This is a genomic window from Clostridium sp. Marseille-P7770, from assembly GCF_902143525.1.
Taxonomy (GTDB): Bacteria; Bacillota; Clostridia; order Lachnospirales; family Lachnospiraceae; genus Pilosibacter.
In genome coordinates, this window is sequence record NZ_CABFVC010000011.1 from 41,605 (window position 1) to 67,907 (window position 26,303).

The window sequence follows — 26,303 nt, forward strand, 5'->3', positions numbered from 1 at the left end:
ATAATGTGAAAAAGTTCGCAATATCCCTTATTCAGAGTGATGGAGGTACATAGGACCGGTGAAGTCACGGCAACCCCTGTTAATCGCGTTCGCGAGAGGGCAGGAAGGTGCCAACCTGAGCGAGTAATCGAGCAATAAGAGGATTTGACCGATGATAAGTTTGTCAAGTCCGCTTAGCATGAGCGGACTTTTGTTTTGCTTAAAATCGAAAGGAGTTACAATGGAAAAGAGATTATTTACTTCCGAGTCCGTAACTGAAGGACATCCGGATAAGATGTGCGACGCGATCTCCGATGCGATCCTCGACGCTTTAATGGAGCAGGATCCGATGAGCCGTGTTGCGTGTGAGACATGCACAACAACAGGTCTTGTTATGGTAATGGGTGAGATCACAACAAAGGCATACGTGGACATCCAGAAGATCGTCCGTGAGACAGTCCGCGAGATCGGCTATGACCGTGCAAAATATGGTTTTGACTGCGATACCTGCGGTGTTCTCACTGCGATCGATGAGCAGTCCAGCGATATCGCGATGGGTGTTGACAAGGCACTTGAGGCGAAAGAGAACAACATGACCGATGACGAGTTAGACGCGATCGGCGCCGGTGATCAGGGTATGATGTTCGGCTTCGCTACAAATGAGACACCGGAGTACATGCCGTACCCGATCGCTCTTGCACATAAGCTTGCAAGACGTCTCACAGAGGTAAGAAAGAACGGAACTCTTCCGTACTTAAGACCGGATGGAAAGACCCAGGTTACTGTTGAGTACGATGAGAACGGAAAGCCGTTCCGCCTCGATGCAGTCGTTCTCTCCACACAGCATGATGAGAATGTGACTCAGGAGCAGATCCATGAGGATATCAAAAAATATGTATTCGATGAGATCCTTCCGCAGGAGATGGTAGATGCAGATACCAAATTCTTCATCAACCCGACCGGACGTTTCGTGATCGGCGGACCGCACGGAGACAGTGGACTTACAGGAAGAAAGATCATCGTTGACACCTACGGCGGATATGCACGTCACGGCGGCGGAGCTTTCTCCGGAAAGGACTGCACAAAGGTAGACCGTTCCGCAGCATACGCAGCCCGTTATGTTGCAAAGAACATTGTAGCAGCAGGACTTGCAGATCAGTGTGAGATCCAGCTTTCCTATGCGATCGGTGTTGCTCATCCGACTTCCATCATGGTCGAGACAGAGGGAACCGGAAAGGTATCCGACGAGAAGTTAGTTGAGATCATCCGTGACAACTTTGACCTTCGCCCGGCAGGAATCATCAAGATGCTTGATCTCCGCCGTCCGATCTACAAGCAGACCGCAGCATACGGTCACTTCGGAAGAACCGATGTAGATCTTCCGTGGGAAAAGCTCGACAAGGTTGAGGATTTAAAGAAATATCTGTAGGATAAAAGAACAGAAAGATCATGGACATATATCATGAAAATGATCGGAAGCAGCGGCACAGTCCCCGGGGTGATCGGGAAACTGTGCCGTTGTTTCTATTTACGCGAACAATGAGCCAAAGTCCGCGATTCCGTAAGACTCTGGCGACTGTCGCAATAACAACGTGCAGATCCCACATTTTAGAATACTTTTATAAACACCACCCCTGAGTTGTGTTATACTTATCATATGTCGGTTTTCTGTATACAGACAGGAGTCCTGACAGCGGACGAATGACCGGAAGACCGGATGAAAAATAAGAAGGGAGCGCGCGGACGCTCATGAAAATACGAACAAAATTACTGGTAACCTTTTGTACGATCACGGTGGTGCCGATCATCCTGATCTATATCGCGATCATGGGACTCAGCTCATATCAGAACCGGGTATTCAGCGAGACATATGGAGTCGGCCAGGTGGATCTCTCGGCAGGCGCGTCGATCCGCGTGTTCAGCCATCTGACAGAGAGTATCCAGAAGGAGATCGAGGAGGAGATCAAAAATGATCCGTCTGATTTCGAGAACCTGACGTATCTGGCAACGCTGAATGACCAGATGAAATTAAAGCACTCCTTTTTGATGGTGACAAAGAATGGAAAACTCTTCTATTCGGGAAATGAGGAAGCGGCATCGGCGCTCGAGAGCCAGATCTCGGATTATGCGGAGATCAATGATGTGGATTCGTGGGGAAATTATCTGGATAAGAATACGGAACACCTGATCAAACAGCGTGAATTTGAACTTTCGGATGGATGCCGGATCGGGATCTATCTCGTGACAAACGTGGTGGACGTGATCCCGGAGGTGAAATCCCTGATCACGGAGATGTTCCTCAGCAGCGCGATGATCCTTTTTATCACCGGAGGTATGCTGACGGCGTGGGTATACCGGTCGATCTTATGGCCGATCGGAAAGCTCCAGGAGGCGACAAAACAGATCCGTGACGGCAATCTGGACTTTACTCTTGACGTTGAGGATGATGATGAGATCGGGCAGCTCTGCCAGAACTTTGAGGAGATGAGGATCCGGCTGAAGGAATCCACGGAGGAAAAGATCCAGTACGACAAAGAGAGCAAGGAACTGATCAGCAACATCTCCCACGACTTAAAGACCCCGATCACAGCGATCAAGGGATACGCGGAAGGACTGATGGAAGGTGTCGCGTCCTCGCCGGAGAAACGGGACAAATATATCCGGACGATCTACAATAAGGCGAATGATATGGACCGTCTGATCAATGAGCTGACATTCTACTCAAAGATCGACACAAATAAGATCCCGTACACATTTTCAAAGATCAATGTGGCAAACTATTTCCGTGACTGTGTGGAGGAAGTCGGCCTGGAGCTTGAAGCGAGAGGGATCGAGCTCGGCTACTTTAACTTTGTGGATGAGGACGTGATGGTGATCGCCGACGCGGAGCAGATGAAGCGCGTCATCAACAACATCATCGGAAATTCATTGAAATATATGGATAAAAAGCATGGGATCATCAATATCCGGATCCTTGATGTCGGTGATTTTGTCCAGATCGAGATCGAGGATAATGGAAAGGGGATCGGCCAGAAGGAGCTTCCGTACATCTTTGACAGGTTCTACCGGACTGATTCTTCGAGAAATTCCAGCAAGGGCGGAAGCGGCATCGGACTTTCCATCGTAAAGAAGATCATCGAGGATCACGGCGGAAAGATCTGGGCGACGAGCAAGGAAGGGATCGGAACAGAGATCCATTTTGTGCTGAGAAAGACGACAGCAGATTAATAGGAGGAAACAACAATATGAGCAAAATTCTGATCGTGGAAGATGAGGAAAGTATTGCAGAGCTCGAGAAAGACTATCTGGAATTATCGGGCTTTGAAGTTGAAATAGAAAATGATGGGGAAGCAGGCTTAAAGAGAGCCATGTCGGAAGAATTTGATCTTTTTATCCTGGATCTGATGCTTCCGGGCGTTGATGGATTTGAAATCTGCAAAAAGATCAGGGAGACAAAAAACACCCCGATCATCATGATCTCCGCGAAAAAAGACGATATCGACAAGATCCGCGGTCTCGGCCTCGGCGCGGATGATTATATCACCAAGCCGTTCAGCCCGAGTGAGATGGTAGCGAGAGTTAAAGCCCATCTTTCCCGTTACGAGAGACTGATCGGAAGCGGAACCCCGGCAAACGACATTATCGAGATCCGTGGTTTAAAGATCGATAAGACCGCCCGCCGCGTCTATGTAAACGGCGAGGAGAAGAACTTTACGACAAAGGAATTCGACCTTCTGGCGTTCCTCGCCCAGAACCCGAACCATGTATTTACAAAGGAAGAACTCTTCTCAAAGATCTGGGATATGGAATCCATCGGCGATATCGCGACCGTCACAGTCCACATTAAGAAGATCCGTGAAAAGATCGAGATGAATACGGCAAAACCGCAGTATATCGAGACGATCTGGGGAGTCGGCTACCGGTTTAAAGTCTGATCTGCAGGAGACGAAGATGGGCAGAAGAAAACTTTTAGAAAAGATGCCGTGAAATCCCGCTCAGACGCATGGGAAACATGATATGTGAGAAGATACCTCTGAAGCAGACTGGTTGAAAAAACAGATCTGCTTCAGAGGTGTTTTTTGTTTAACAGCAGTGGTCACCGCGATGTTTTGCGCTTGACATTTCGACTGTATCCGTTTAAACTTGAATTATGCGAATTTTCTGTAAAAAGTGAAGTAAATACAGAAAAGATAGAACAGTTCTTGATGGATAAACGCATCCGGATCGCAATATGGCTCTGTGTGCCATGATGCAGGCAATGTTGCCGACTGGAAATGCCTGCCCGGCAGAAACTGAATAAAGACAAAGGAAGACACCGCCTATGAAGTACAAAATGAGATTTTTCGCCTTTTTTGCCGCCATGGTCGTATTCAATCTGGCAGCGAACTTTGCCCATCCGGTAACGCCGACGGTGATCCAGGAACTCCGCCTCCACGACTATATGTTTGGCGTGGCGCTGGCAGTCATGCTGATCACGAATTTCCTGCTGTCACCGTTCTGGGGAAAGATCAATAACTATATTTCCTCGAGACTTTCCTTATTGATCTGCTGTCTTGGATACGGCGTGGCACAGATCTGGTTCGCCTACGCGACTACGGAACTCATGATCATCCTCGCGAGAATGTTCGCGGGACTCTTTACCGGCGGGATCTTTGTAAGCTTCCTGACTTACATCGTAAACAAGTCAAACCCGGAAGACCAGGGAAAATATCTGACTTACAGCGCGACGATCAAGAGCGTGGCCAGTGCGTTCGGCTATATGATCGGCGGCTTCTTAGGCGAGTCTTCCGTTCGGCTGGCATTCCTGGTGCAGGCGGGAACCCTGATCGCGGTCGCAGTTGCGTTCTTTATGATCTGTGAGCCGGACAGTACCGCAAATTTAAAGGATATTCCGGCAAAACAGCTCACGAAAGAGGCAAATCCGTTCCAGGCGTTCATCGACAGCAAAAACTTTATGTGCATGGCGTTTGTGTTCCTGTTCGCGATCAATATCTTTATCAACTTCGGAAATACCGGTTTTGACCAGGCTTTCAACTATTACTTAAAGGCACAGCTTGGTCTGACTTCCTCCTACAACGGAATTATCAAGGCAGGCGTTGGTTTCGTATCCTTTATCGCGAATATGAGTCTCTGCATCTGGATCATCAAGAAGACGAATGTCAAAAAGTCCATGGTCGTCCTCACCGCCTTCTGTGCACTGGCGGCGATCGGAACGTTGATCTCCGTGAATATCGGAATTTTCATCTTCTTTAGTATTCTCGTTTATGCGGGCTATTCCGTCAGCGTCCCGGTCCTCCAGAATATGGTGGCAAATCAGGCGGATCCGAAACAGAAAAACCTTGTCATGGGATTCTTCAACGCGACCCAGTCCCTGGGAAGTATCGCGGGTTCCCTGACAGCCGGATTTATCTATTCTGTAAATGCAAAGCTTCCGTTTGCATGCACCTTCGTGATCTACTCGGTTGGCGTTGCGGCGGCGTTCGGATATCTGTGTTACCATAAAAAAGAGGTGTAGAGGATGTTCATTTACCGTGTATAGCGGAAAGAATCATACACGGTTATAAAAAGAATCATTTTATGACATGATACAGGCAGTTGTTCAGATTATTTCACGTATGACCGAAACACTGCAAATCAGGCAGTTTCCCCGGAAAACATGGCGTCAAAAACATGTTTTCCGGGGTTTTCTGTTTCCATGCAGGCTTTTGCTTGACTTTTTTCTTCCTATGTTATAAGATATTTTACATTTGCACCCCGCACGGCTGGGAATCAAAAGGCAGCCGTCAGCATTGTATATAGAATTCTGTGACCGGTATGGAAATCCGGGAATCCGGATGAATCGTTATAGAAAAGTAAGGAAGAAATATCGTGACTTTTCACGGGCAGGAATTTTCTGAACGGAAAATTCCATATGATATAGGAATATATCCGAGGCATGGAATCGTTATGCAGACAAAACAGAAAGGATATTGAATGGAAACAATTAGATTTGATGAACTTAATTTAGACCCGCGGATCCTCCGCGCAGTTACCGATATGGGATTTGAGGCAGCGTCCCCGATCCAGGCCCAGGCGATCCCGGTTGAGATGGAAGGCCACGATATGATCGGTCAGGCCCAGACAGGAACCGGTAAGACAGCAGCGTTCGGAATCCCGCTTCTTATGAAGATGGATCCGGAAAACAGAAAGACACAGGCAATGATACTCTGCCCGACAAGAGAACTTGCGATCCAGGTTGCGGAAGAACTTCGCCGGCTTGCGAAATATATGTCCGGAATCAAGATCCTTCCGGTATACGGCGGACAGGAGATCGTAAAGCAGATCCGTTCCTTAAAGGGCGGAGTCCAGATCATCGTCGGAACCCCGGGACGTGTGATGGACCACATGAGAAGAAAGACGATCCGCACCGATGCGATCCACACGGTCGTTCTCGATGAGGCGGATGAAATGTTAAACATGGGATTCCTTGAGGACATGGAGACGATCCTCGGTGAACTTCCGGAGGAGCGCCAGACCGTGATGTTCTCCGCGACGATGCCGCACGCGATCGCCCAGATTGCCCAGAAGTTCCAGAAAGACCCGAAGATGGTCCAGGTCGTAAAGAAGGAACTGACGGTTCCGAAGGTAACCCAGTATTATTATGAAGTAAAACCGAGAAACAAAGTGGAAGTAATGTGCCGTCTGTTGGACCTCTATTCCCCGAAGCTCTCTGTTGCATTCTGCAACACGAAAAAGCAGGTAGATGAGCTGGTACAGGCGCTTCAGGGACGCGGATATTTCGCGGAAGGTCTTCACGGAGACTTAAAGCAGGAGCAGCGAGACCGCGTTATGAGCAGCTTCCGGAACGGAGCGACCGAGATTCTTGTTGCAACGGATGTCGCTGCACGAGGAATCGACGTGGACGACGTGGAAGCGGTATTCAACTACGATATCCCGCAGGATGACGAGTATTATGTACACAGAATCGGGCGTACCGGACGTGCCGGAAGAGAGGGACGTGCGTTCAGCCTTGCAGTCGGAAGCGAAGTCTACAAACTCCGTGACATCCAGAGATTCTGTAAGACAAAGATCGTTCCGCAGCCGATCCCGTCCTTAGACGACGTCACAGCGATCAAGGCGGAGAAAATCTTAGACGATGTGCAGCAGCATATCGGTGAGGACAGCGACCTCGAGCGCATGACAGATATTATCGAAAAGCGCCTGCTCGCGGAGGATTATACTTCCTTAGAGCTCGCAGCAGCGTTCTTAAAGATGGCGATGGGAGATGACTACGAGGATATCGTGGATGAGGGAAGACCGCTCCGCGACCTTGATGATCTCGACCGCCGCGGCGGCAGAAATGACCGCGGAAGAAACGGACGCAGACGCGGCAGAGGCGATGACGAGGAATATGTGGACAGAAAGAATGCCAGAGGCGGCATGACGAGACTGTTCATCAACCTCGGAAAGAACCAGAATGTGAAGCCGGGAGACATTTTAGGCGCGATCGCCGGAGAATCCGGAATCCCGGGCCGTCTTGTCGGCAGCATCGATATGTACGACAAATACACCTTCGTCGAAGTACCGAAGGACCAGGCCGATATCGTCACGGATGCGATGAACCATGTGAAGATCAAAGGTAAGAGCGTTCATGTGGAGAAGGCGAACAGAAGATAAAACAAAACCCCCGAAGTCTGGTACACTTCGGGGGTTTTTATCGTCAATTACTTATTCTCAATATCCATGATCATATCCACACGTCTCTGGTGGCGGCCGCCCTCAAAGCTTGCGTTCAGCCACTCGTCAACGATCATCTTTGCGAGCTCACTTCCGACAACGCGTGCACCAAACGCGAGAATGTTGGAGTTGTTATGCATTCTGGAAAGCTTTGCGGTGTACGGCTCGCTGCAGACACATGCGCGGATGCCTTTTACCTTGTTGGCAGCTAAAGAGATGCCGACGCCGGTTCCGCAGATGGCAATTCCGAGATCTGCTTCGCCGTCAGCGACTGCGCGGCCAACCTTCTCACCGTATACCGGGTAATCACAGCTCTCTGTGGAGTCTGTTCCGAGGTTTAATACTTCGTAGCCATTGCTCTCGAGGTGCTCCTTGATGATGTTTTTCAGCTCTACAGCTGAGTGGTCGTTAGCGATTGCGATTTTCATTTCTTTCTTCTCCTGTTATTTACTATTATTCCATGAACAGAGAGCAGACTCTCTGCCATGTGGGAATCGGATCAATATTACTGTTCCGGTGAATCATCGACATTCTCCACCTGGAAGAACATCTGGATCAGGTCAAGTCTGGAAGTCATGGACATTAAGAGCATATCCATCGCGGTGATCGCAGCCATAGATTCGACTACAACAACAGCTCTCGGAACAACCACCGGGTCGTGACGACCGTGGATCACGAGATCGATATTCTCGCCGTCCTTTGTCACTGTCTCCTGGGATTTTGCGATCGATGGAGTCGGCTTGAATGCGGCGCGGAAGATCACATCACTTCCGTCGCTGATGCCGCCGAGAACGCCGCCGGCATGGTTCGTCTCCTTCACGATCTTATCTCCATCCATACGGAATTCATCGTTATTTTCCGATCCGCACGCTTTCGTCGCGGCAAATCCGTCTCCGATCTCAAAACCTTTGACAGCACCGATCGAGAGGATCGCTTTTGCGAGGTTGGCATCCAGTTTTTCGAAGACCGGCTCGCCGAGACCGGCCGGAAGACCGGAGATCACACACTCAACGACTCCGCCGACGGAGTCACATTCTGCGATCTTCTGGTCAAGATAGTGCTCCGCCTCCTTTGCGGAGTCCGCATCCGGGAGACAGAACCGGTTATTCGGGATCTCTGAAAGGTCCATGCGCTCCGGGGATACCTCAACCGGACCGATCGATTTCGCATAGGCAGTCACAGAGATATTTAACTGTTTTAAGAACTTTTCAGCGATCGCACCCGCCGCAACACGGCCGATCGTCTCACGGGCGGAGGAACGTCCGCCGCCGCGGTAATCGCGGAATCCGTATTTTTCCTCAAACGTGTAGTCGGCATGTCCCGGGCGGAAACAGGAAGCGATATTGGAGTAGTCTTTGGAACGCTGGTCTGTGTTCCGCACGATCATGGAGATCGGGGTTCCGGTTGTTTTTCCCTCGAAAACGCCGGAGAGGATCTCGACCTCATCTCCCTCTTTTCGCTGGGTCGTAAAGCGGCTCTGTCCCGGTTTCCTTCGGTCTAAAAGTTTCTGGATATCGGATTCCTCTAAAGGAAGTCCCGCCGGGCAGCCGTCAACGACAACGCCGATGGCTTTTCCGTGGGATTCTCCCCAGGTTGTTACTTTAAATATTGTGCCGATGGTAGAACCTGCTGCCATGTTATTTTAATCTCCAATCTTTACAATTTCACAGCAGTTCGGCTCATTGACCTTGATGCTGCGGTCGCTCATGACGAGAAGACCTTTTTCATAGTCGATCTTAAAGAAGGAAATACTTCCCTCGTGGTTGATAGAAGCGAGATGTTCTCCGCCCGGGAAGATCGCGATATCCTTCGGATAATCCCCGCTGATCGGAAGACAGAAGCGCAGGGTCAGCATTCCGGTCTCATCATCGCGGTCGTACATGGACACCGTATTGTCGCCGGCATTGCTGCAGAATACATGTTTCTCATCTGGGGAGAAATGCATCGCACAGGCAGCGGTCAGCTGGTTCGGTTTGTTTCCTGTGGATGAGATCGTCTGGATCTTCTCGACGATCGGAACACGTTCGCCTTCTTTATAGGAATAAACCTCGATCACATTTTTCATCTCATACAGGACATAGAAGAAACGGCCGTCGGAGCTGAACATGAAGTATTTCGGGGCGGATTCGAGCTCACAGCGGATCGTGTCCACGAGAGCGATCTTTCCGTCTTTATGGTCAAAACGGTAAACTTTGATCTGGTCGATCCCGAGGTCTGCGACCATTAAGAAGCGCTCGTCCGGAGTCAGGCGGCTGCAGCTCACATGCGGACGGAAGCTTCGCTCAGCGACGGAGCCAAGTCCCTTGTGGAAGACACCGTCGGCGATATCTCCGACCGATCCGTCCTCGTTCAGATGAAGGACCGTGATCTTTCCATCGTGGAAACCGGAGATAAAGATATAGTCATCTGCTTTGCTCGTAGAAAGGTGGCATCCGCGCATGCCCTTGATCTTCGCACTGTTTAAACGTGCGAGACTTCCGTTCGGAAGAACGCGGAACGCGACAACGCCCTCATCGGCGATAGAGTACAGGATTTTTCCGTTCTGGGATGATTTTAGATAGGAAGAGTTGTCCACTTCCACTTCGCAGCGGTAGATGAATTTTCCTGCCGCCACATCAACATCATATACGGTGATCCCTTTTGCCTTTCCCGTATAGGAATAAGAGCCAACATAAGCCATGTATTTTCCAGTCATAGGTAAATTCCCCTTTGCTTTCGATGTCCGGAGACGCAAAAACTGCCGATTTTGCCAACCTCCTCCGGAGATTCATAGATGTACTCATTTTATCATAATCTGACCGGTTTGTTAACTGAAATCTGAAAATTGTATGGATGCGATCATGTACAAACAACAGGAAAAAGAAACAAGAGAAAATCTATTGACAGAACGGGAAAACCATGCGTAAATATACTATGATAGGCATTTTGCCGTTTTTCGTATATCTGAAGAAAACCATGTATAAAAATACATTCAAGCTGAACACAAAAACAGCGGAATCTATCGTATGAAATCTGTTTACATCAGGAGGAAAAAGGAATGGAGCATCCGCTCATTGATTTGTCCCACATTTTTAAGAGTTATGACGGGGATCTGATCCTCGACGATCTGAGCCTTTCCGTAAAGGAAAACTCCTTCGTGACGCTGCTCGGCCCGAGCGGCTGCGGAAAGACAACGACCTTAAGAATCATCGGTGGGTTTGAGAAACCGGATAAAGGTCAGGTGATCTTTGACGGGGAAGACATCACAAGTATGCCGCCGAACAAACGCCAGTTAAATACAGTGTTTCAGAAGTACGCCCTGTTCACGCACATGAGTATTGCAGAGAATATCGCGTTCGGTCTGAAGATCAAAGGCAAATCGAAGAGCTATATTGATGATAAGATCAAATATGCATTGAAACTTGTAAACCTTGACGGATTTGAGAACCGGAGCGTGGATTCTTTAAGCGGCGGCCAGCAGCAGCGGATTGCCATCGCCCGCGCGATCGTAAACGAGCCGAAACTTCTGCTTCTCGACGAGCCGCTCGGCGCTCTCGACCTGAAGCTCCGCCAGGACATGCAATATGAGCTGATCCGCCTGAAAAATGAGCTGGGAATCACCTTTATCTATGTCACCCACGACCAGGAAGAGGCGCTCACGATGTCCGACACGATCGTTGTCATGAACCAGGGCTATATCCAGCAGATGGGAACGCCGGAGCAGATCTACAATGAGCCGGAAAATGCCTTTGTCGCGGACTTTATCGGCGAGAGCAATATCGTGGGTGGAACGATGATCCGCGACGAGCTTGTGGAGATCTTCGGCGCGAAATTCGCCTGTGTGGATAAAGGATTCGGAAACAACAAGCCGGTCGACGTGGTGATCCGGCCGGAGGATATCGATCTTGTGAAGCCGGAGAACGGCACTCTCCAGGGCGTTGTTACACACCTGATCTTCAAAGGCGTACACTACGAGATGGAAGTTACGACCCCGGACGGCTACGAGTGGCTGGTCCACAGCACGGACATGTTCCCGGTCGGACAGAAAGTCGGCATTCATGTGGATCCGTTCGATATCCAGATCATGAACAAGCCGGAGTCCGAGGACGAGGAGGCCGTTGGAGTCAATGAATAGAAAAACATCCAGATTTCTGGCTTATCCTTATATCATATGGATGGCGGGATTTACCGTGATCCCGCTGCTCATGGTATTTTACTATGGTCTGACGGACCGCAGCGGCGCGTTCACGCTGGCAAATATCCTGGCGATCGGTTCCTCCGAGCATTTAAAGGCGCTGTGGCTGTCCTTACTTCTCGCGGGTGTCAGTACGGTGATCTGTCTGATCCTCGCATATCCGCTGGCGCTGATTTTACGAAAGCGCCATATCGGAAAAGGAAGCTTTGTGGTGTTTATCTTTATCCTTCCGATGTGGATGAACTTCCTTTTAAGAACCATGGCGTGGCAGACCCTGCTTGAGAAGAACGGTGTGATCAATACCTTCCTCACGCTGCTGCATCTGCCGAATGTTGCGATCATCAACACTCCGGCGGCGATCATTCTCGGCATGGTCTACAATTTCCTGCCGTTCATGGTCCTGCCGATCTACAACACACTCGTGAAGATCGATGACAATGTGATCAATGCTGCGCGGGACCTCGGAGCGGATAATTACCAGACACTCACAAAGATCCTGATCCCGTTGAGCGTTCCGGGCATTGTCAGCGGGATCACGATGGTGTTTGTCCCGGCGCTCACGACGTTCGTAATCTCAAACCTCCTGGGCGGCAGCAAGATCCTGCTCATCGGAAACGTCATCGAGCAGGAATTTACAAAGGGAAGCAACTGGAACCTCGGTGCCGGACTTTCCATGGTGCTCATGATCTTCATCCTTCTCAGCATGACCATGATCGCAAAATACGATAAGAATGGGGAGGGCACTGCATTCTGATGAAAACCGTAAGAGAAAGACTGAAGAAATTTTTTGAGGATTTTTATCTGGTGCTGGTACTGATCTTCTTATATGCACCGATCCTCGTCATGATGGTCCTGTCCTTCAACAGCTCGAAATCGAGATCCCAGTGGGGCGGGTTCACGTTACAGTGGTATAAACAGATGTTTGAGAGCGCGTCGATCATGGACGCCCTCTATAATACGCTGCTGATTGCCTTCCTGTCGGCGCTGATCGCGACGATCCTCGGAACGGCCGCGGCGATCGGGATCTCCTCGATGAAGAAGCTCCCGAGAACGATCTGCATGGGACTCAACAACATCCCGATGTTAAACTCCGATATCGTGACAGGTATCTCCCTGATGCTGATGTTCATCGCGTTCGGTATCTCCCTGGGATTCAAGACGATCCTTTTTGCGCACATCACGTTCAACGTGCCGTATGTGATGTTAAGCGTTATGCCGAAGCTAAAACAGACAAGCCGGAACACCTACGAGGCGGCCATGGACCTCGGAGCAGGCCCTGTAAAGGCATTTTTCAAGGTTGTCTTCCCGGATATCCTTCCGGGCGTGTTATCGGGCTTCCTGATGGCGTTTACGATGTCTCTGGATGATTTTATCATCACCCACTTCACAAAAGGCGCCGGGATCAATACTCTGTCCACGCTGATCTACAGTGAGGTGCGCCGCGGCATCAAGCCGTCCATGTACGCGCTCTCCACAGTGATCTTTGTGACTGTGCTCGCGCTGCTGCTCATTACAAACTTTGCTCCGGCAAAACCGCAGGCGAAGGCGGGAGCGGGCAGCTTCGGACCGAACGCAGCACCGGACCGCGGAAAGAAACCGGCATGGACCGGAAAGGCAGCGATCGTGCTTGCCTCCTTCCTGATCGTTGGAAGCGTGGCATATACCAGCTACCTGCACTTTTCTTCCTCCCACTCGGATGAGCTCTATGTATACAACTGGGGCGAATACATCGATGAGAGCGTGATAGACGAATTTGAGGCGGAGACCGGGATCCATGTGACCTATGACCTTTTCGAGACGAACGAGGAGATGTACCCGGTCATCGAGGCCGGCGGCGTGAATTACGACGTCGTATGTCCATCCGACTATATGATCCAGAAGATGGCGGAGAACGGACTTCTTGCGGAGATCAATTTTGACAATGTTCCGAACATCAAAAACATCGACCAGGTTTACCTTGAAAAGTCGAAGGCATTTGACCCGGATAACCGCTATTCTGTTCCGTATACATGGGGAACCGTCGGGATCATCTACAATGTCCAGAAACTGGAAGAACTCGGGGTTCCGGCGCCGACGAAGTGGTCGGATCTCTGGGATGAGCGCTTAAAGGGCGAGATCCTGATGCAGGACAGCGTCCGCGACGCCTTTATGGTGGCGCTCAAGGAACTCGGCTATTCGATGAATACGACCGATGAGGCGGAGCTCCAGGAGGCGAAGAAGCTGCTTCTCGCACAGAAACCGCTCGTACAGGCCTATGTCGTGGATCAGGTCCGCGACAAGATGTTGAACGGTGAGGCGGCGGTCGGAGTCATCTATTCCGGCGAGCTGCTCTATCTGCAGGAAGAGGCGGAGACGCTGAATCTTGATTATGATCTGGAGTATGTACTTCCGGAAGAGGGAACAAACATCTGGATCGATTCCTGGGTGATCCCGTACAATGCGAAGAACAAAGAGAATGCGGAGAAGTGGATCAACTTCCTCTGCCGTCCGGATATCGCGGTGAAGAACTTCGAGTACATCACCTACGCGACGCCGAACAAGGCCGCGTTCGACCTTCTGGATCCGGAATATCAGGAGAACAAAGCTGTATTCCCGGATACCGATAAGCTGGAAAACTCTGAGGTATACAGTTATCTCGGAACCGAGGCGGATGACCTCTACAGTGCGCTGTGGAAGGAAGTCAAGTCAGAATAAAGAATTGAAAAGTGACAGGAAAAGCTCCCTGTACCGGAGGACATGACCGGTGTGGGGAGTTTTATTTTACGCGAACAACGAGTCAAAGTCCGCGCTTGCGCGAGAACTTGGCGACTGTAGCGATAACAAGTGGAAACTCGCGAAGCTTGTTTAGAGAATTTTTTATTCAATAAAGAGGCACTGCGTGTCTGAGATGTACACTCGTGCGAAGATGATTCATTAAAAAAATCCCCACACACCGCTATGAAACATTCACCGGTGCATGGGGATTTTTAAAAATTTATGGAATTGCGATCCCTTATAACTCTGTCTTTACAAAAATATCATAGATCGCGCGGATCGCCGGCTCGAAATCGTCATCTGCGACACCGATGATGATGTTCAGTTCACTGGATCCCTGGTCAATCATCTTAACGTTGATCTTTGCGTGTGCAAGTGCTGCGAAGATTCTTGCAGCAGTCCCGCGCATTGCTTTCATGCCGCGTCCTACGACTGCGATCACTGCGAGATCGGACTCGAGAGTCACGATATCCGGGTGAACTGCACGCTGGATTCCTGCAAGAACGGACTGCTCTTTCTCCTGGAACTCATCCTGATGGACGAGAACGGACATCGTATCGATCCCGGACGGCATATGTTCGAAGGAGATGCCGTTCTTCTCAAAGACCTCAAGGACTTTTCTCCCAAAACCGACTTCGGAGTTCATCATTGCCTTGTCGATGTTCATTGCGCAGAAGCCTTTCTTTCCTGCAACGCCTGTGATCGTGTAGCGCGGGCGTTTGCTGGTGTTCTCAACGATCATGGTACCCGGATCTTCCGGACGGTTTGTGTTGCGGATGTTGATCGGGATTCCCTCTTTTCTTACCGGGAAGATCGCATCCTCGTGGAGAACGCTTGCGCCCATGTAGGAGAGCTCACGGAGCTCTGTGTAAGTGATCGTTTCGATCGGAGCCGGATTGTCGACGATCCTCGGGTCAGCGACAAGGAAACCGGAGACATCGGTCCAGTTCTCATAGAGATCAGCCTGGATCGCACGGGCAACGATGGAACCTGTGATATCGGAGCCGCCGCGGGAGAAGGTGTGGATTGTTCCATCCGGCTTAGCACCGTAGAATCCCGGGATGACAGCCTGCTTTAAGGAAGCGAGGTGTTCTCTCATCTCCTCGTTTGTCTCCTCGGAGAGGAAGTTTCCGTCTGCATCGAAACGGATCACGTCAGCCGCGTCCACGAAGGTGAATCCGAGGTAGTTTGCCATGATGAGACCGTTTAAATATTCTCCTCTGGAAGCCGCATAGTCGCGTCCGACTTTATTTAAGAAATTTTCTTCGATCTTTGAAAATTCAAAGTCAAGGTTTAAGTTGAGCTCAAGACCGTCGATGATGTCTGTGTAGCGCTTTTTGATCTGGTCGAGAATGCGCTTGTAGCTCTGTCCTGTGCTGGCTGCATCGTAGCACTGGTATAACATGTCAGTTACTTTTGTGTCCTTGCTGTCTCTCTTTCCCGGAGCGGACGGAACGACATAGCAGCGTGTCTTATCGGCGTCGATGATCGCCTTTACTTTTTTAAACTGACGGGCACTCGCGAGAGAGCTGCCGCCGAACTTTACAACCTTTTTCATAATTTGTCTCCTGTGTAAGTGAAATATTTGTTACTTTTCATGGGTAGGAATTTTCTGAACTGAAAATTCCGTATGATACCGTTGTGGTCGCGGATTTTGCCGATTAGTGGATTACCTTCGGTGTCGGGAAGTATTCGAAGAATACCTTTGCAACCATCTTGTCTCTGGAAATGTAGTGATTCTGCCAGTAGCGGGCATCCAGAGAATAATTTCGGTTGTCGCCCATCATAAAGTAGCAGTTTTCCGGAACTTCAAAATGGTAAGTTTCATGCTGGTTCATCGGTTCTGCCAGATACGGCTCGTCGAGCGGAGTGTCGGAACCGTTCAGATAGACCTTATCGTCGATGATATCGATGACATCACCCGGCATACCGATCACACGCTTTACATAGTAGATCGTATGACCACGTTTTCCGACTTCGGAACCGCAGGCCGGGCAGGTATCCTGCTTGTCGCCTTCGATGATGGCGTTGCATTCCGGGCATTGCCAGCCAAAGACGAAGATCGCGACATCTCCGCGTTCCGGATCTGCGAATTTGTAGTGCAGCCTGGAGCCGATGACGCGGCTTCCTGCCATGATGGTGTTTTCCATGGAACCGGTCGGGATCTCACTGTTTGCGATGACAAAAGTCGTGAGAACGAAGGCAATGACGGCGGCGGATACAAGAACCTGGACCCAGCTGATCAGCTCCGCTACCCAGCCTGTTTTTTCTTTCTTTTCTTTTCCGTTATTTTCCATATAAAGATGATAACCTCGTTTGACTAATATACTCAAAAACATTCCTGTTTTTGGCAGATCCCAGATTCAAAAATCTTCCTGCAGGCAAGCCGGCATCGGATTTCCGGACTTTTGACCCTGGCATCACAACATACAATAAAGAGTTTATGATAAATTGTCAAGTTTCGCAAGAGAATTTCGAAAAAGGTAAGGAATTTTTTAATGGGAAAATATGCGGGAGCGCCATGCGGATGGAAAAACGGATATTTGCCGATACTGCCACTTGTATCAGAGAGATGATGATGTTAAAATATTGTTAAGAAAAATGGCTTCGGACATCAGGAAACAGATATCCGCAGCCGCAGAAAATTCCAGAAATGGACAGGTCTTTGTGGACCATGCCGGAAAACGTCATTGGAACACGACAGGGGGAGTGCTCATGGAAAAAATCTTATATGATCTGATGGACTGGGCCGGGATCGAGGAACTCGTATATTCTGAGGCGAGCGATCCGGGACGGCTTTTAGGGGAACATGTAATAAAGGAAGGACTTCTGATCCAGGCGTTCCTTCCGAATGCGGCGAAAGTCTCCGTAAAGATCGGGGAAGAAAGCTTTCCGATGGAGATGGCGGATGAGAACGGATTCTTCGCAGTCCTTCTTGAGGACCGTCTGGAGTTAGTGCCGTACCATTTTCTCGTGACTTACGAGGACGGGGACAGTGAGGAGATCGTGGATCCCTACAGTTACCAGTTCTACACCGCGTTTACCGAGGAGGAAGTAAAGAAATTCGGCGCCGGGATCTATTATGATTCCTATCAAAAGTTTGGCGCGCACCCGACCGTGGAGGCCGGGATCTCCGGAGTGCACTTTGCAGTCTGGGCGCCGGATGCGATGCGTGTCAGTGTTGTGGGCGACTTCAACTTCTGGGACGGAAGACGCCACCAGATGAAAAAACGCGGACCGTCTGGGATCTATGAGATCTTTATTCCGGGACTGAAGCCGGGTGCGATCTATAAATATGAGATCAAGACAAAAGCGGGAGATCCGATGTTAAAGGCGGATCCGTATGCGAATTTCTCAGAGCTCCGACCGAATACGGCGTCCGTGATCTGGGATATGACTGATTATCAGTGGAACGATGGCGAGTGGATCGAAAAGAGAAAAGCGGCAAAAGACCGGCTGAAGGACTCGCCGATGTCGATCTATGAGGTCCATCTCGGCTCCTGGATGCAGAAACCGGTAGCTCAGGATGAAAATGGGGATGACATCAACGGCAGCCAGTTTTATAATTACAGGGAGATCGCGGAAAAACTTGCTGCTTACGTCAAGGAGATGGGCTACACCCATGTGGAGCTTCTCCCGGTCATGGAGCACCCGCTCGATGAGTCCTGGGGCTATCAGGTGACCGGTTACTATGCGCCGACGAGTCGTTTCGGGACTCCGGACGATTTTAAGGCGTTTATGGACTATATGCATAAAGAGGGGATCGGCGTCATCCTCGACTGGGTTCCGGCCCATTTCCCGCGTGATGCGCATGGTCTCGCGGCCTTTGACGGGACCTGTCTCTACGAGCACAAGGACCCGCGCCGGGGATCACATCCGCACTGGGGAACGCTGATCTACAATTACGGCCGTCCGCAGGTATCGAATTTCCTGATCTCCAATGCTTTATACTGGGCGAGGGAGTTTCACGCCGACGGGATCCGGATGGACGCTGTGGCATCCATGCTGTATCTTGATTATGGAAAGAACGCGGGCGAGTGGATCGCGAACATGTACGGCGGAAATGAGAACCTGGAGGCGGTGGAATTCCTGAAACACCTGAATTCCATCTTTGCACGGGACACAGAGGGCGCAGTCCTGATCGCGGAGGAATCCACGGCATGGCCGAAGGTTTCCGGCGATGAGAATGACGGAGGACTCGGCTTTGACTTCAAGTGGAATATGGGCTGGATGAATGATTTCCTCGATTACATGCAGTGCGACCCGTATTTCCGCCATGACCATTATGGAGAGCTGACTTTCAGCATGCTGTACACATACAGTGAGAAGTTTGTTCTCGTATTCTCACACGATGAGGTGGTCCACGGAAAAGGTTCCATGGCTGGAAAAATGCCGGGGGACACCCAGGAGAAAAAGTTCGCAAACCTCCGTACCGCCTATGGGTTCATGATGGGGCATCCTGGTAAGAAACTGCTCTTTATGGGCCAGGATTTCGGTCAGATGGACGAGTGGAACGAGAAGGAGAGTCTGGAATGGGGACTCTTGAAGTACGATATCCACAGCCAGATGAAGGATTATGTGAAGGCGTTAAACCACCTGTACCGCACACAGCCGGCTCTCTATAAAATGGACTATGAGCCGGAAGGTTTCGAGTGGATCAACTGCACTTACAATGACGAGAATATCGTGATCTTCGAGAGAAAGACGGACAAACCGGAGGAGACACTGCTCTTTGTCTGTAACTTTGTCCCGGTGGAACATGAGAAATTCCGCCTCGGAGTTCCGTTTGCCGGAAAGTACAAGGAAATCCTGAACAGCGACGCGAAGCAGTTCGGCGGCAGTGGCATGGTAAATCCGAGAGTCAAGATGTCGAAGAAAGAGGAGTGGGACGCGCGAGAAAACTCGATCGTGATCAACCTGGCTCCGATGTCCGTGGCGGTATTCTCCTGTACCCCGTATGAGGAAGAACCTGTGACGGGAAAGAAGAAACCGGCGGAAAAGAAAAAACGTCCGGCGAAGCAGCCGTCCGTAAAGATACCGGCGAGTCCGCTGGATGTGATCTCTGAGAAAGTCGGGCAGCTCATAAAGACGGCGCGGGAGAGCCAGACGGGAAAAAGAAACAAAGGATAGACAGAAAAATACAGGACATGAAAATGTTCGGAAAACAGCAGGGAAACAGACATGAAAGAATACACACTGGATTTTCTTACTACGACGGCCATCAAATACGGGACCAGGATCTTCTGGACCGCGGTGATCGTATTTGTCGGTCTCCGCGTGATTCGGATGGTCCGGACCGCAGCAGGGCAGATCATGGACCGCGCCGGCGTGGAGATCACGTTAAAGAAGTTTCTGGATATGCTTCTGCACGCCGTCCTCTTCGGAGTCATGGTGTTCATGGCAGCGGACCAGCTGGGGATCAAGACAACGTCCTTCGTTGCGGTTATCGGTACCGTAACGCTGGCATTCAGCCTTGCGATGCAGAATACACTCTCAAATTTCGCAGGCGGAACGCTGATCCTGCTCTTAAAACCGTTTAAGGTCGGGGATTATATCAGCACATCGGCAGGTGAGGGAACGGTCGAGACGATCGGTCTTGTATACACGACACTTTTGACGATCGACAACCGCGTGATCACGATCCCGAACAGCTCGGTATCGAGCGCACCGCTCACAAACCTCACGAGAATGGGAAAACGCCGCCTGATCATCAACGTCGGGATCGGATATTCCTCGGATCTCTTAAAGGCGAAAAACGTTCTGAAACAGATCTTTGAGGAGAATCCATATATCATGAAAGACCAGGATATCCAGGTGATCGTGGACAGCCTCGGAGACAGCAGCGTGAACTTGAGCGCGAGAGGCTGGGTGCTCTGTGAGGACTATTGGAAAACAAAATGGGCGATCACGGAGGAGATCAAACTCACATTTGACCGGGAAGGGATCGAGATCCCGTATCAGTATATGAACGTGACACTGACGAAGGAGTCACAGTAGAGAAGATACCCATCAGTATGATATGGGAATAATGTTCCTGACTCGTGCACAGACCGTATAAAAAAGTTCTGTCAGCTGAATACAAGGCTGATGGAACTTTTTTGTTTAGCAGAAAATTCCATGATACAAAAGAGATTCCACAATATGAAACATAGAAAAAACAAATCGCATACTGTGATACAGTACCTGATCACCACGGTATTTTTCGCGAAACAAGCCAAAAAATGCTTGCATTTTCCCGGGAATCTGATAGAATCAATGTTAAAATGTTTCTGCGTTGCGGACAAATGTTTGCGGAAAAGAGACGTGTTTTTTGTCTGAACGGACATGGTACAGGTACATGATTTCAGCAAAAGTGAAACATGCAGAGGCGAAAAAGGGTAGTTGTTGAATTTCGATGCGGCTGCCGAAAAAGAAAAGGAGGGATTGAATATGAAAGAGCATATGGCTGACTGGCGTATCCATGCGCTTGCTTTCGTACTCACCGTAATCGCCGAATTTATCGGCACCAAAAAATTCAGTTTCGGGCCTTTGTCGTTCTCACTGTTTCCGATGCTGTACGTTCTGATCCTCGGAGCGATCCTTGGAATCGTAAAAATGATCCCGCAGAAGATGATGTCGGAGGCGTCTCCGTATATCGGGATCAGTGTTATAATGCTGACCGCGAAGATCGCGTCCACGATCGGACCGAACCTCGGCGCGGTTGTCAAAGCCGGACCGGCGCTGATCCTTCAGGAATTCGGAAATCTGGGAACTGCGGTTTTAGCACTCCCGATCGCCGTATTTGTATTCCATATGGGACGCGCGGCAATCGGAACGTCCTTCTCTATTTCAAGAGAGAGTTCCCTTGCGGTTGTTGCTGATAAATATGGTCTTGATTCGGATGAGGGAATCGGTGTTATGGGCGGATATATCACAGGCACTGTATTCGGAACCATGTTCAATGGTATCTTCGTCTCCCTGCTCTGTTCCTTAAATATCTTCCACCCGTATGCGCTCGGAATGGCGTGCGGAACAGGTTCCGCATCCATGCTTTCTGCCAGCCTTGCGGCAGTCGTTGAGGCATATCCAGATATGGAAGCGGAGATCACTGCCTACGCGGCAACTTCTAATATGCTGAGCAGCGTGGATGGTCTTTATATGAGTATTTTCATCGCACTTCCGATGTGTGAATTCATGTACAAGCTGTTCACAAAGAACAACAGGCATTATAAAGACGGACTCCCGATCGGCGCTAAGGTGAAAGTCAAAGCCGCCGGGGAAGAATAGGAGGGATCCATATGGACGCAGCAGTATGGTTTAAAAGAATCAAATGTCTTGTCCTTGTATGCATCTTCGCATCCATCGGCAATTTTATCAGTACATCGAAGGCAGGAAATCCAGTAACCCCGCTTGAGGCAGTGCCCGGGCTCGTGCTTCTTCTTGTATGCACGCTGGTGGGCTGTATCATTTATGAGCTGATCAATAAGGTTTCACCGAAGAATCTTCCGGCAATCGCCTATATCTCATTTATCGCGATCCTGATCACGATCCCGGGTGTCAGCCCGATCGCAGATTATGCGATCGAACAGATTGGAAAGATCGGACTTCTTCCGCTCTGCACTCCGATCCTTGCATATGCGGGAATTTCCATCGGCAAGGATGTGGATACCTTCAAGGAACAGGGACTTGCGATCGTGATCGTAGCGATCTTTACTTTCGCAGGAACATTCCTGGGCTCCACGATCATCGCACAGATCATTCTGAAGATGACTGGTGTGATCTAAGCAACATAAAAATAGCAGAAGGCAGAATCGAGCTGGTGTGGATTCTGCCTTCTTTTTGTTTACGCGAACAACGAGCCAAAGTCTGCGCCTGCGTAAAGGGCGGTGCTGATAAGGTACATGGCTGTGAGTGACCGGTCTATATGAAAACGCGGCGGAAGCTGACAGGACTTTGACCGTGGGGATCACCTTGTAAAAGAACAGGAATCATGCTATGATGGAAGAACTGTACGGTGCAGTGAAATATCTGTGCAGTACGTTTATAAATCTGTGATAACGGAGTGAGTTTCCATGTACCATGATCTTACAAAGGGGAGCATCTCACGCTCCCTTCTTTTATTTGCCCTGCCCATGATGGCAGGAAATCTTTTACAGCAGTTCTACAATATTGCGGATACCCTGATCGTCGGGAGAGTGCTCGGAAAAAATGCGCTGGCGGCGGTCGGCTCGTCGTATACGCTGATGACATTCCTGACCTCGATCTTTCTGGGACTCAGCATGGGCTCCGGCGCACTGTTTTCCATCTACCGGGGAAAGGGAGATGAGAGGGCACTGAAGTCCTCCATCGCCCACGCCTGCGGCCTGATCCTCGCTGTAACGCTTGTTTTGAATGTGGTTGTCTATATTTTCATTGATCCGATCTTAAACTTCTTACGGGTTCCTGAGGAGGTCTGGGGCGGTATGAGGGAGTATCTGCTGATCATTTTCGCAGGTCTGCTCGCCACGTCCCTCTATAATTTCTTCTCCTGCCTGTTAAGGGCGCTGGGAAACTCTACGGTTCCGCTGGTGTTTCTTGCGGTATCCGCAATCTTAAACATCGCGTGGGATCTTTTATTTGTGGCGGTCTTCCATTGGGGAATCGCCGGTGCGGCCTATGCGACGATCTTTGCCCAGTATGTATCCGGAATCGGTATCCTGCTCTATGTTCTTTTCCGATGCAGAAGCCTTCTTCCGGAGAGAAAGGATCTTTGCTTTGACGGCGGAATCTTAAAGGAGATCGCAGGACTTTCCTCTCTGACCTGCCTACAGCAGTCGGTTATGAACTTCGGAATCCTCATGGTGCAGGGGCTTGTAAACAGCTTTGGCGCCACCACCATGGCGGCTTTCGCGGCGGCAGTAAAGATCGACACCTTCGCATATCTTCCGGTTCAGGACTTTGGAAACGCCTATTCGACCTTCATCGCCCAGAACTACGGCGCGGGAAATAAAGAACGGATCCGCCGCGGCACAAAGGAATCCTTTGCCATCAGCACGGTATTCAGCCTTGTGATCTCAGCGCTGGTCTTTGCCTTCGCGGCACCGCTCATGCAGATCTTCGTGAGTTCCGCAGAGACAGCGGTCATCGCCTCCGGCGTCCGTTATCTCAGGATCGAGGGCGCGTTCTATTTTGGAATCGGCTGCCTGTTCCTGCTTTACGGCTATTACAGGGCGATCAAGCGGGCGGAGATGTCTGTGGTGCTTACAGTGATCTCCCTCGGAATCCGTGTGTTACTGGCCTACGTGCTCTCTGCCACATCCCTCGGCGAGACAGGAATCTGGATGGCGATCCCGATCGGCTGGGTGCTGGCAGACCTGACAGGACTTTTATACATGAGAAAAACCTGGTAAAAAGAAAGAATTTTTGCAAAATAAGAATTTAAAAATTTCGAATCTAAAAAATACGCTGTACAGGAGAATGAACCCCATGTACAGCGTATTTTGTTGCCGCGTGCCCAGATCTGGCGTTTGATCTGCGCTATCCTGCGGTCAGCGCAGCAGACATATTTAAACTAACTTACTCAACAGCTTATCTTTTCTCTCGATCATCTCATCGATCCTCTCGATATAGGAAGCCACATCTTTTACATTCTCCGCACGCTCCAGCCGGTTTTCTGCCGGGAAGGTGACCTTCGTGGTGGTTCCGGCACCGCAGGCAACGATAGTCTGTTTTTCCTCCATGATGAGGATATTGTAGATACATGCTTTTCCGGGTGCCGCATAGCCGACATTCTCGAAATTTCCGGCCATATTTTTCTGACGGTACAGGTAATACGGCTCAAGACCCATCTCGCGGGCGTACTTCGCGGTGAGATCGATCATCTCCTGAGTGTTCTGGATCTTTAAGTTCGCGTAGCGCTCCTTAAAGATATTGAGTCTCGCCGCACGCTTGATGGCGAGAGAGTGGACCGTCACGCTGTCCGGGGCAAGCTCTCTGACCTGCTCCATGGTGCTGCGGACGTCATCGATATCTTCCTCCGGAAGTCCGATGATGAGGTCCATATTGATATTGTCAAAGCCAAGATCTCTTGCCATGTGGAATTTTTCCTTCACCATATCCACGGTGTGATGGCGTCCGATCAGATCCAGAGTTGCCTGCTTCATCGTCTGCGGATTGATGGAGATCCTGGAGATATTGTGGGCACGGAGAACCTTGAATTTGTCCTCGGTGATGCTGTCCGGGCGTCCGGCTTCCACAGTGAATTCCTGCACCTTTGAGAGGTCAAAGGTATTCTCGATCTTTGTGAGCAGAGCGTCCAGCTCCTCTGCCTTTAAGGACGTCGGAGTTCCGCCGCCAAAGTAGATCGTATCCAGTGTGCGGCCTTTCATCTTCTCCGCCACATAATCCAGCTCTTTAAACAGCGCCTTCAAATAGAGATGAACCTTCTTCTCCCACGCTCCGATCGGGTAGGAGGTGAAGGAACAGTAGAGGCAGGTGGTCGGGCAGAACGGAATTCCCACATAGAGGCTGTATCCGTTTTCATAGTCGATATGGCTTAAGAGCTCCCGCTCCCGCTTCGCGACCTCGACACTTAAGTCGATCTTTTCTTCACTTGTCAGGTACATGTCCCGCATGAAGGAACGGATGCTTTCCTCATCCTCACCCTGATCAAGTCTTGTCATGGCGATCTTTGTCGGGCGGATACCGGTCAGGGTCCCCCAGGGGAGTTCTTTTCCCGTCCGCTTTTTTAACATGCCGTAAAGCTCTTTCTTGATCGTTGTCTTTGCGTTTAAGCGAACATCGTAGTCGATCGGAAATACGGTCTCATCTGAGACAGTGCCTGTCGGATCCGTGATCTTCAAGCCAAATTTCGTCTCATCCGCATTTTGCGAGCAGGTTCCCTCCACGTAAAAATCCACATCGTCCTGTTTCTCATGGACAAAAGTCTCACCCGGATAAAACGCCATCAAAAGCTCCCGGATATCCTGCTCATAAGCAGTATCATTCAATAAAATTCCAATCATCTCATTGCCCCCGAAAGAGGATTATACTTCTTTTCAAAACCGATGGTAGTCGTGTCCATATGACCCGGATAGACCATGGTGTCATCCGGCAGTGTGGAGAGCAGGCGTCTTACAGACTCCGCGATCTGGCGTCCGCTTCCCGTCGGGAAATCCGTGCGGCCGTAGGAGCCTGCAAACAGGGTATCACCGGAGAAGAGAACCTCTTCTTTTTCAATATAGTAACAGCAGGAACCGATGGTGTGTCCCGGTGTTTCAAATACTTTCCATGTAAATCCGGCGATGGAAAGCTCGTCGCCTTCTTTCACCGTAATATCCGGTGTCAGCGTATATGGTTCCCTGTAGTAGCTGGATACAAGGCTTTTTCTGCTGTCTGAAAGCACCTCGATCTCCTTTTCACAGGCGTAGATCGGCACATGCCATGCTTCTTTCAATTCCTTTGCGGCCATCATGTGGTCGAAGTGACCGTGGGTCAGAAGGATCGCCTCCGGCTTTAAACCCATAGATACTGCCATATTGACGATCTTGTCGGCGCTGTCGCCCGGGTCCACGACGGCAGCTTTTTTTGTCTCATTATCATAGACCAGGTAGCAGTTCGTTCCGACCATGCCGACTACCAGAGTCTTAATGCGAATTTCGCTCATATCTTACTTTTCCTCCATTTTTCCTGGCACAAAGCAGGGACTCCGGCCCTGTGCCGC

The 26,303-nt window shown here is 50.1% G+C and carries 20 protein-coding genes and 1 riboswitch; of the genes, 13 read left to right on the plus strand and 7 right to left on the minus strand.

Annotation, left to right across the window (positions count from 1 at the left end):
* Positions 1-24 precede the first annotated feature (24 nt).
* Positions 25-141, plus strand: a riboswitch (SAM riboswitch).
* A gap of 79 nt (positions 142-220) precedes the next feature.
* The 5 genes from metK (at position 221) to FN001_RS17440 (ending at position 7,635) form a co-directional block, all read left to right on the plus strand.
* Complete coding sequence (gene metK, locus FN001_RS17420) at positions 221-1,408, plus strand: methionine adenosyltransferase (RefSeq protein ID WP_142412702.1); 1,188 nt, start codon at positions 221-223, stop codon at positions 1,406-1,408.
* A 320-nt stretch (positions 1,409-1,728) separates the two neighbouring features.
* Entirely contained in the window at positions 1,729-3,207 is a 1,479-nt protein-coding gene (locus FN001_RS17425) for a sensor histidine kinase (RefSeq protein WP_142412703.1), read from the plus strand.
* 17 nt (positions 3,208-3,224) lie between these two features.
* On the plus strand, positions 3,225-3,914 hold the full coding sequence (locus FN001_RS17430) for a response regulator transcription factor (RefSeq protein ID WP_118297167.1): 690 nt from the start codon (positions 3,225-3,227) through the stop codon (positions 3,912-3,914).
* Between the two features lie 386 nt (positions 3,915-4,300).
* Positions 4,301-5,494 carry an MFS transporter gene (locus FN001_RS17435; protein WP_142412704.1) on the plus strand — a complete coding sequence of 398 codons (1,194 nt, stop codon included), beginning with the start codon at positions 4,301-4,303 and terminating at the stop codon, positions 5,492-5,494.
* A 458-nt stretch (positions 5,495-5,952) separates the two neighbouring features.
* The gene (locus FN001_RS17440) at positions 5,953-7,635 is read left to right on the plus strand and encodes a DEAD/DEAH box helicase (RefSeq protein ID WP_142412705.1); all 1,683 of its coding nucleotides are present in this window, start codon (positions 5,953-5,955) and stop codon (positions 7,633-7,635) included.
* A gap of 47 nt (positions 7,636-7,682) precedes the next feature.
* Here the strand turns inward: FN001_RS17440 and rpiB are convergent, their stop codons facing one another.
* The 3 genes from rpiB to FN001_RS17455 form a co-directional block, all read right to left on the minus strand.
* Positions 7,683-8,123: a ribose 5-phosphate isomerase B gene (gene rpiB / locus FN001_RS17445; protein WP_118530885.1), complete on the minus strand. Its 441-nt coding sequence runs from the start codon at positions 8,121-8,123 to the stop codon at positions 7,683-7,685.
* Between the two features lie 77 nt (positions 8,124-8,200).
* On the minus strand, positions 8,201-9,331 hold the full coding sequence (gene aroC / locus FN001_RS17450; RefSeq protein ID WP_118530883.1) for a chorismate synthase: 1,131 nt from the start codon (positions 9,329-9,331) through the stop codon (positions 8,201-8,203).
* 6 nt (positions 9,332-9,337) lie between these two features.
* A complete protein-coding gene (locus tag FN001_RS17455; protein ID WP_142412706.1) occupies positions 9,338-10,390 on the minus strand; it encodes a lactonase family protein in 1,053 nt (350 codons plus the stop codon).
* Positions 10,391-10,732: 342 nt separating this feature from the next.
* Between FN001_RS17455 and FN001_RS17460 the strand changes: the two genes are divergently transcribed.
* Genes FN001_RS17460 through FN001_RS17470 form a run of 3 tightly spaced genes read left to right on the plus strand, consistent with a single transcriptional unit; the run spans position 10,733 to position 14,563 of the window.
* A complete protein-coding gene (locus FN001_RS17460; RefSeq protein WP_142412707.1) occupies positions 10,733-11,809 on the plus strand; it encodes an ABC transporter ATP-binding protein in 1,077 nt (358 codons plus the stop codon).
* Entirely contained in the window at positions 11,802-12,623 is an 822-nt protein-coding gene (locus tag FN001_RS17465; protein ID WP_142412708.1) for an ABC transporter permease, read from the plus strand. The genes FN001_RS17460 and FN001_RS17465 overlap by 8 nt, the downstream gene beginning before the upstream one ends.
* The gene (locus FN001_RS17470; RefSeq protein WP_142412709.1) at positions 12,623-14,563 is read left to right on the plus strand and encodes an extracellular solute-binding protein; all 1,941 of its coding nucleotides are present in this window, start codon (positions 12,623-12,625) and stop codon (positions 14,561-14,563) included. The genes FN001_RS17465 and FN001_RS17470 overlap by 1 nt, the downstream gene beginning before the upstream one ends.
* Before the next feature lie 298 nt (positions 14,564-14,861).
* Here FN001_RS17470 and FN001_RS17475 read toward each other — a convergent pair whose 3' ends face one another.
* Together FN001_RS17475 and lepB are read right to left on the minus strand one after the other, a co-directional pair.
* Positions 14,862-16,181 carry an aspartate kinase gene (locus FN001_RS17475; protein WP_142412710.1) on the minus strand — a complete coding sequence of 440 codons (1,320 nt, stop codon included), beginning with the start codon at positions 16,179-16,181 and terminating at the stop codon, positions 14,862-14,864.
* A gap of 103 nt (positions 16,182-16,284) precedes the next feature.
* Positions 16,285-16,920: a signal peptidase I gene (lepB, locus tag FN001_RS17480; RefSeq protein WP_118530873.1), complete on the minus strand. Its 636-nt coding sequence runs from the start codon at positions 16,918-16,920 to the stop codon at positions 16,285-16,287.
* Between the two features lie 418 nt (positions 16,921-17,338).
* Here lepB and glgB point away from each other — a divergent pair, with 418 nt between their 5' ends.
* The 5 genes from glgB to FN001_RS17505 all read left to right on the plus strand — a co-directional run bounded on the left by glgB (position 17,339) and on the right by FN001_RS17505 (position 23,991).
* Positions 17,339-19,753, plus strand: coding sequence for a 1,4-alpha-glucan branching protein GlgB (gene glgB / locus FN001_RS17485; protein WP_142412711.1), 2,415 nt, complete (start codon positions 17,339-17,341; stop codon positions 19,751-19,753).
* 51 nt (positions 19,754-19,804) lie between these two features.
* Positions 19,805-20,620 (plus strand): mechanosensitive ion channel family protein, encoded by an 816-nt coding sequence (locus tag FN001_RS17490; RefSeq protein WP_118530871.1) that lies wholly within the window; start codon positions 19,805-19,807, stop codon positions 20,618-20,620.
* A 432-nt stretch (positions 20,621-21,052) separates the two neighbouring features.
* Entirely contained in the window at positions 21,053-21,889 is an 837-nt protein-coding gene (locus FN001_RS17495) for a DUF3100 domain-containing protein (protein WP_142412712.1), read from the plus strand.
* Between the two features lie 11 nt (positions 21,890-21,900).
* The gene (locus tag FN001_RS17500) at positions 21,901-22,386 is read left to right on the plus strand and encodes a DUF340 domain-containing protein (RefSeq protein ID WP_118727827.1); all 486 of its coding nucleotides are present in this window, start codon (positions 21,901-21,903) and stop codon (positions 22,384-22,386) included.
* 288 nt (positions 22,387-22,674) lie between these two features.
* Entirely contained in the window at positions 22,675-23,991 is a 1,317-nt protein-coding gene (locus tag FN001_RS17505; protein ID WP_142412713.1) for an MATE family efflux transporter, read from the plus strand.
* A gap of 156 nt (positions 23,992-24,147) precedes the next feature.
* Here the strand turns inward: FN001_RS17505 and hemZ are convergent, their stop codons facing one another.
* Together hemZ and FN001_RS17515 are read right to left on the minus strand one after the other, a co-directional pair.
* The gene (gene hemZ, locus FN001_RS17510; protein ID WP_142412714.1) at positions 24,148-25,605 is read right to left on the minus strand and encodes a coproporphyrinogen dehydrogenase HemZ; all 1,458 of its coding nucleotides are present in this window, start codon (positions 25,603-25,605) and stop codon (positions 24,148-24,150) included.
* Positions 25,602-26,246 (minus strand): MBL fold metallo-hydrolase, encoded by a 645-nt coding sequence (locus FN001_RS17515; protein ID WP_142412715.1) that lies wholly within the window; start codon positions 26,244-26,246, stop codon positions 25,602-25,604. The genes hemZ and FN001_RS17515 overlap by 4 nt, the downstream gene beginning before the upstream one ends.
* Between the last annotated feature and the right edge of the window lie 57 nt (positions 26,247-26,303).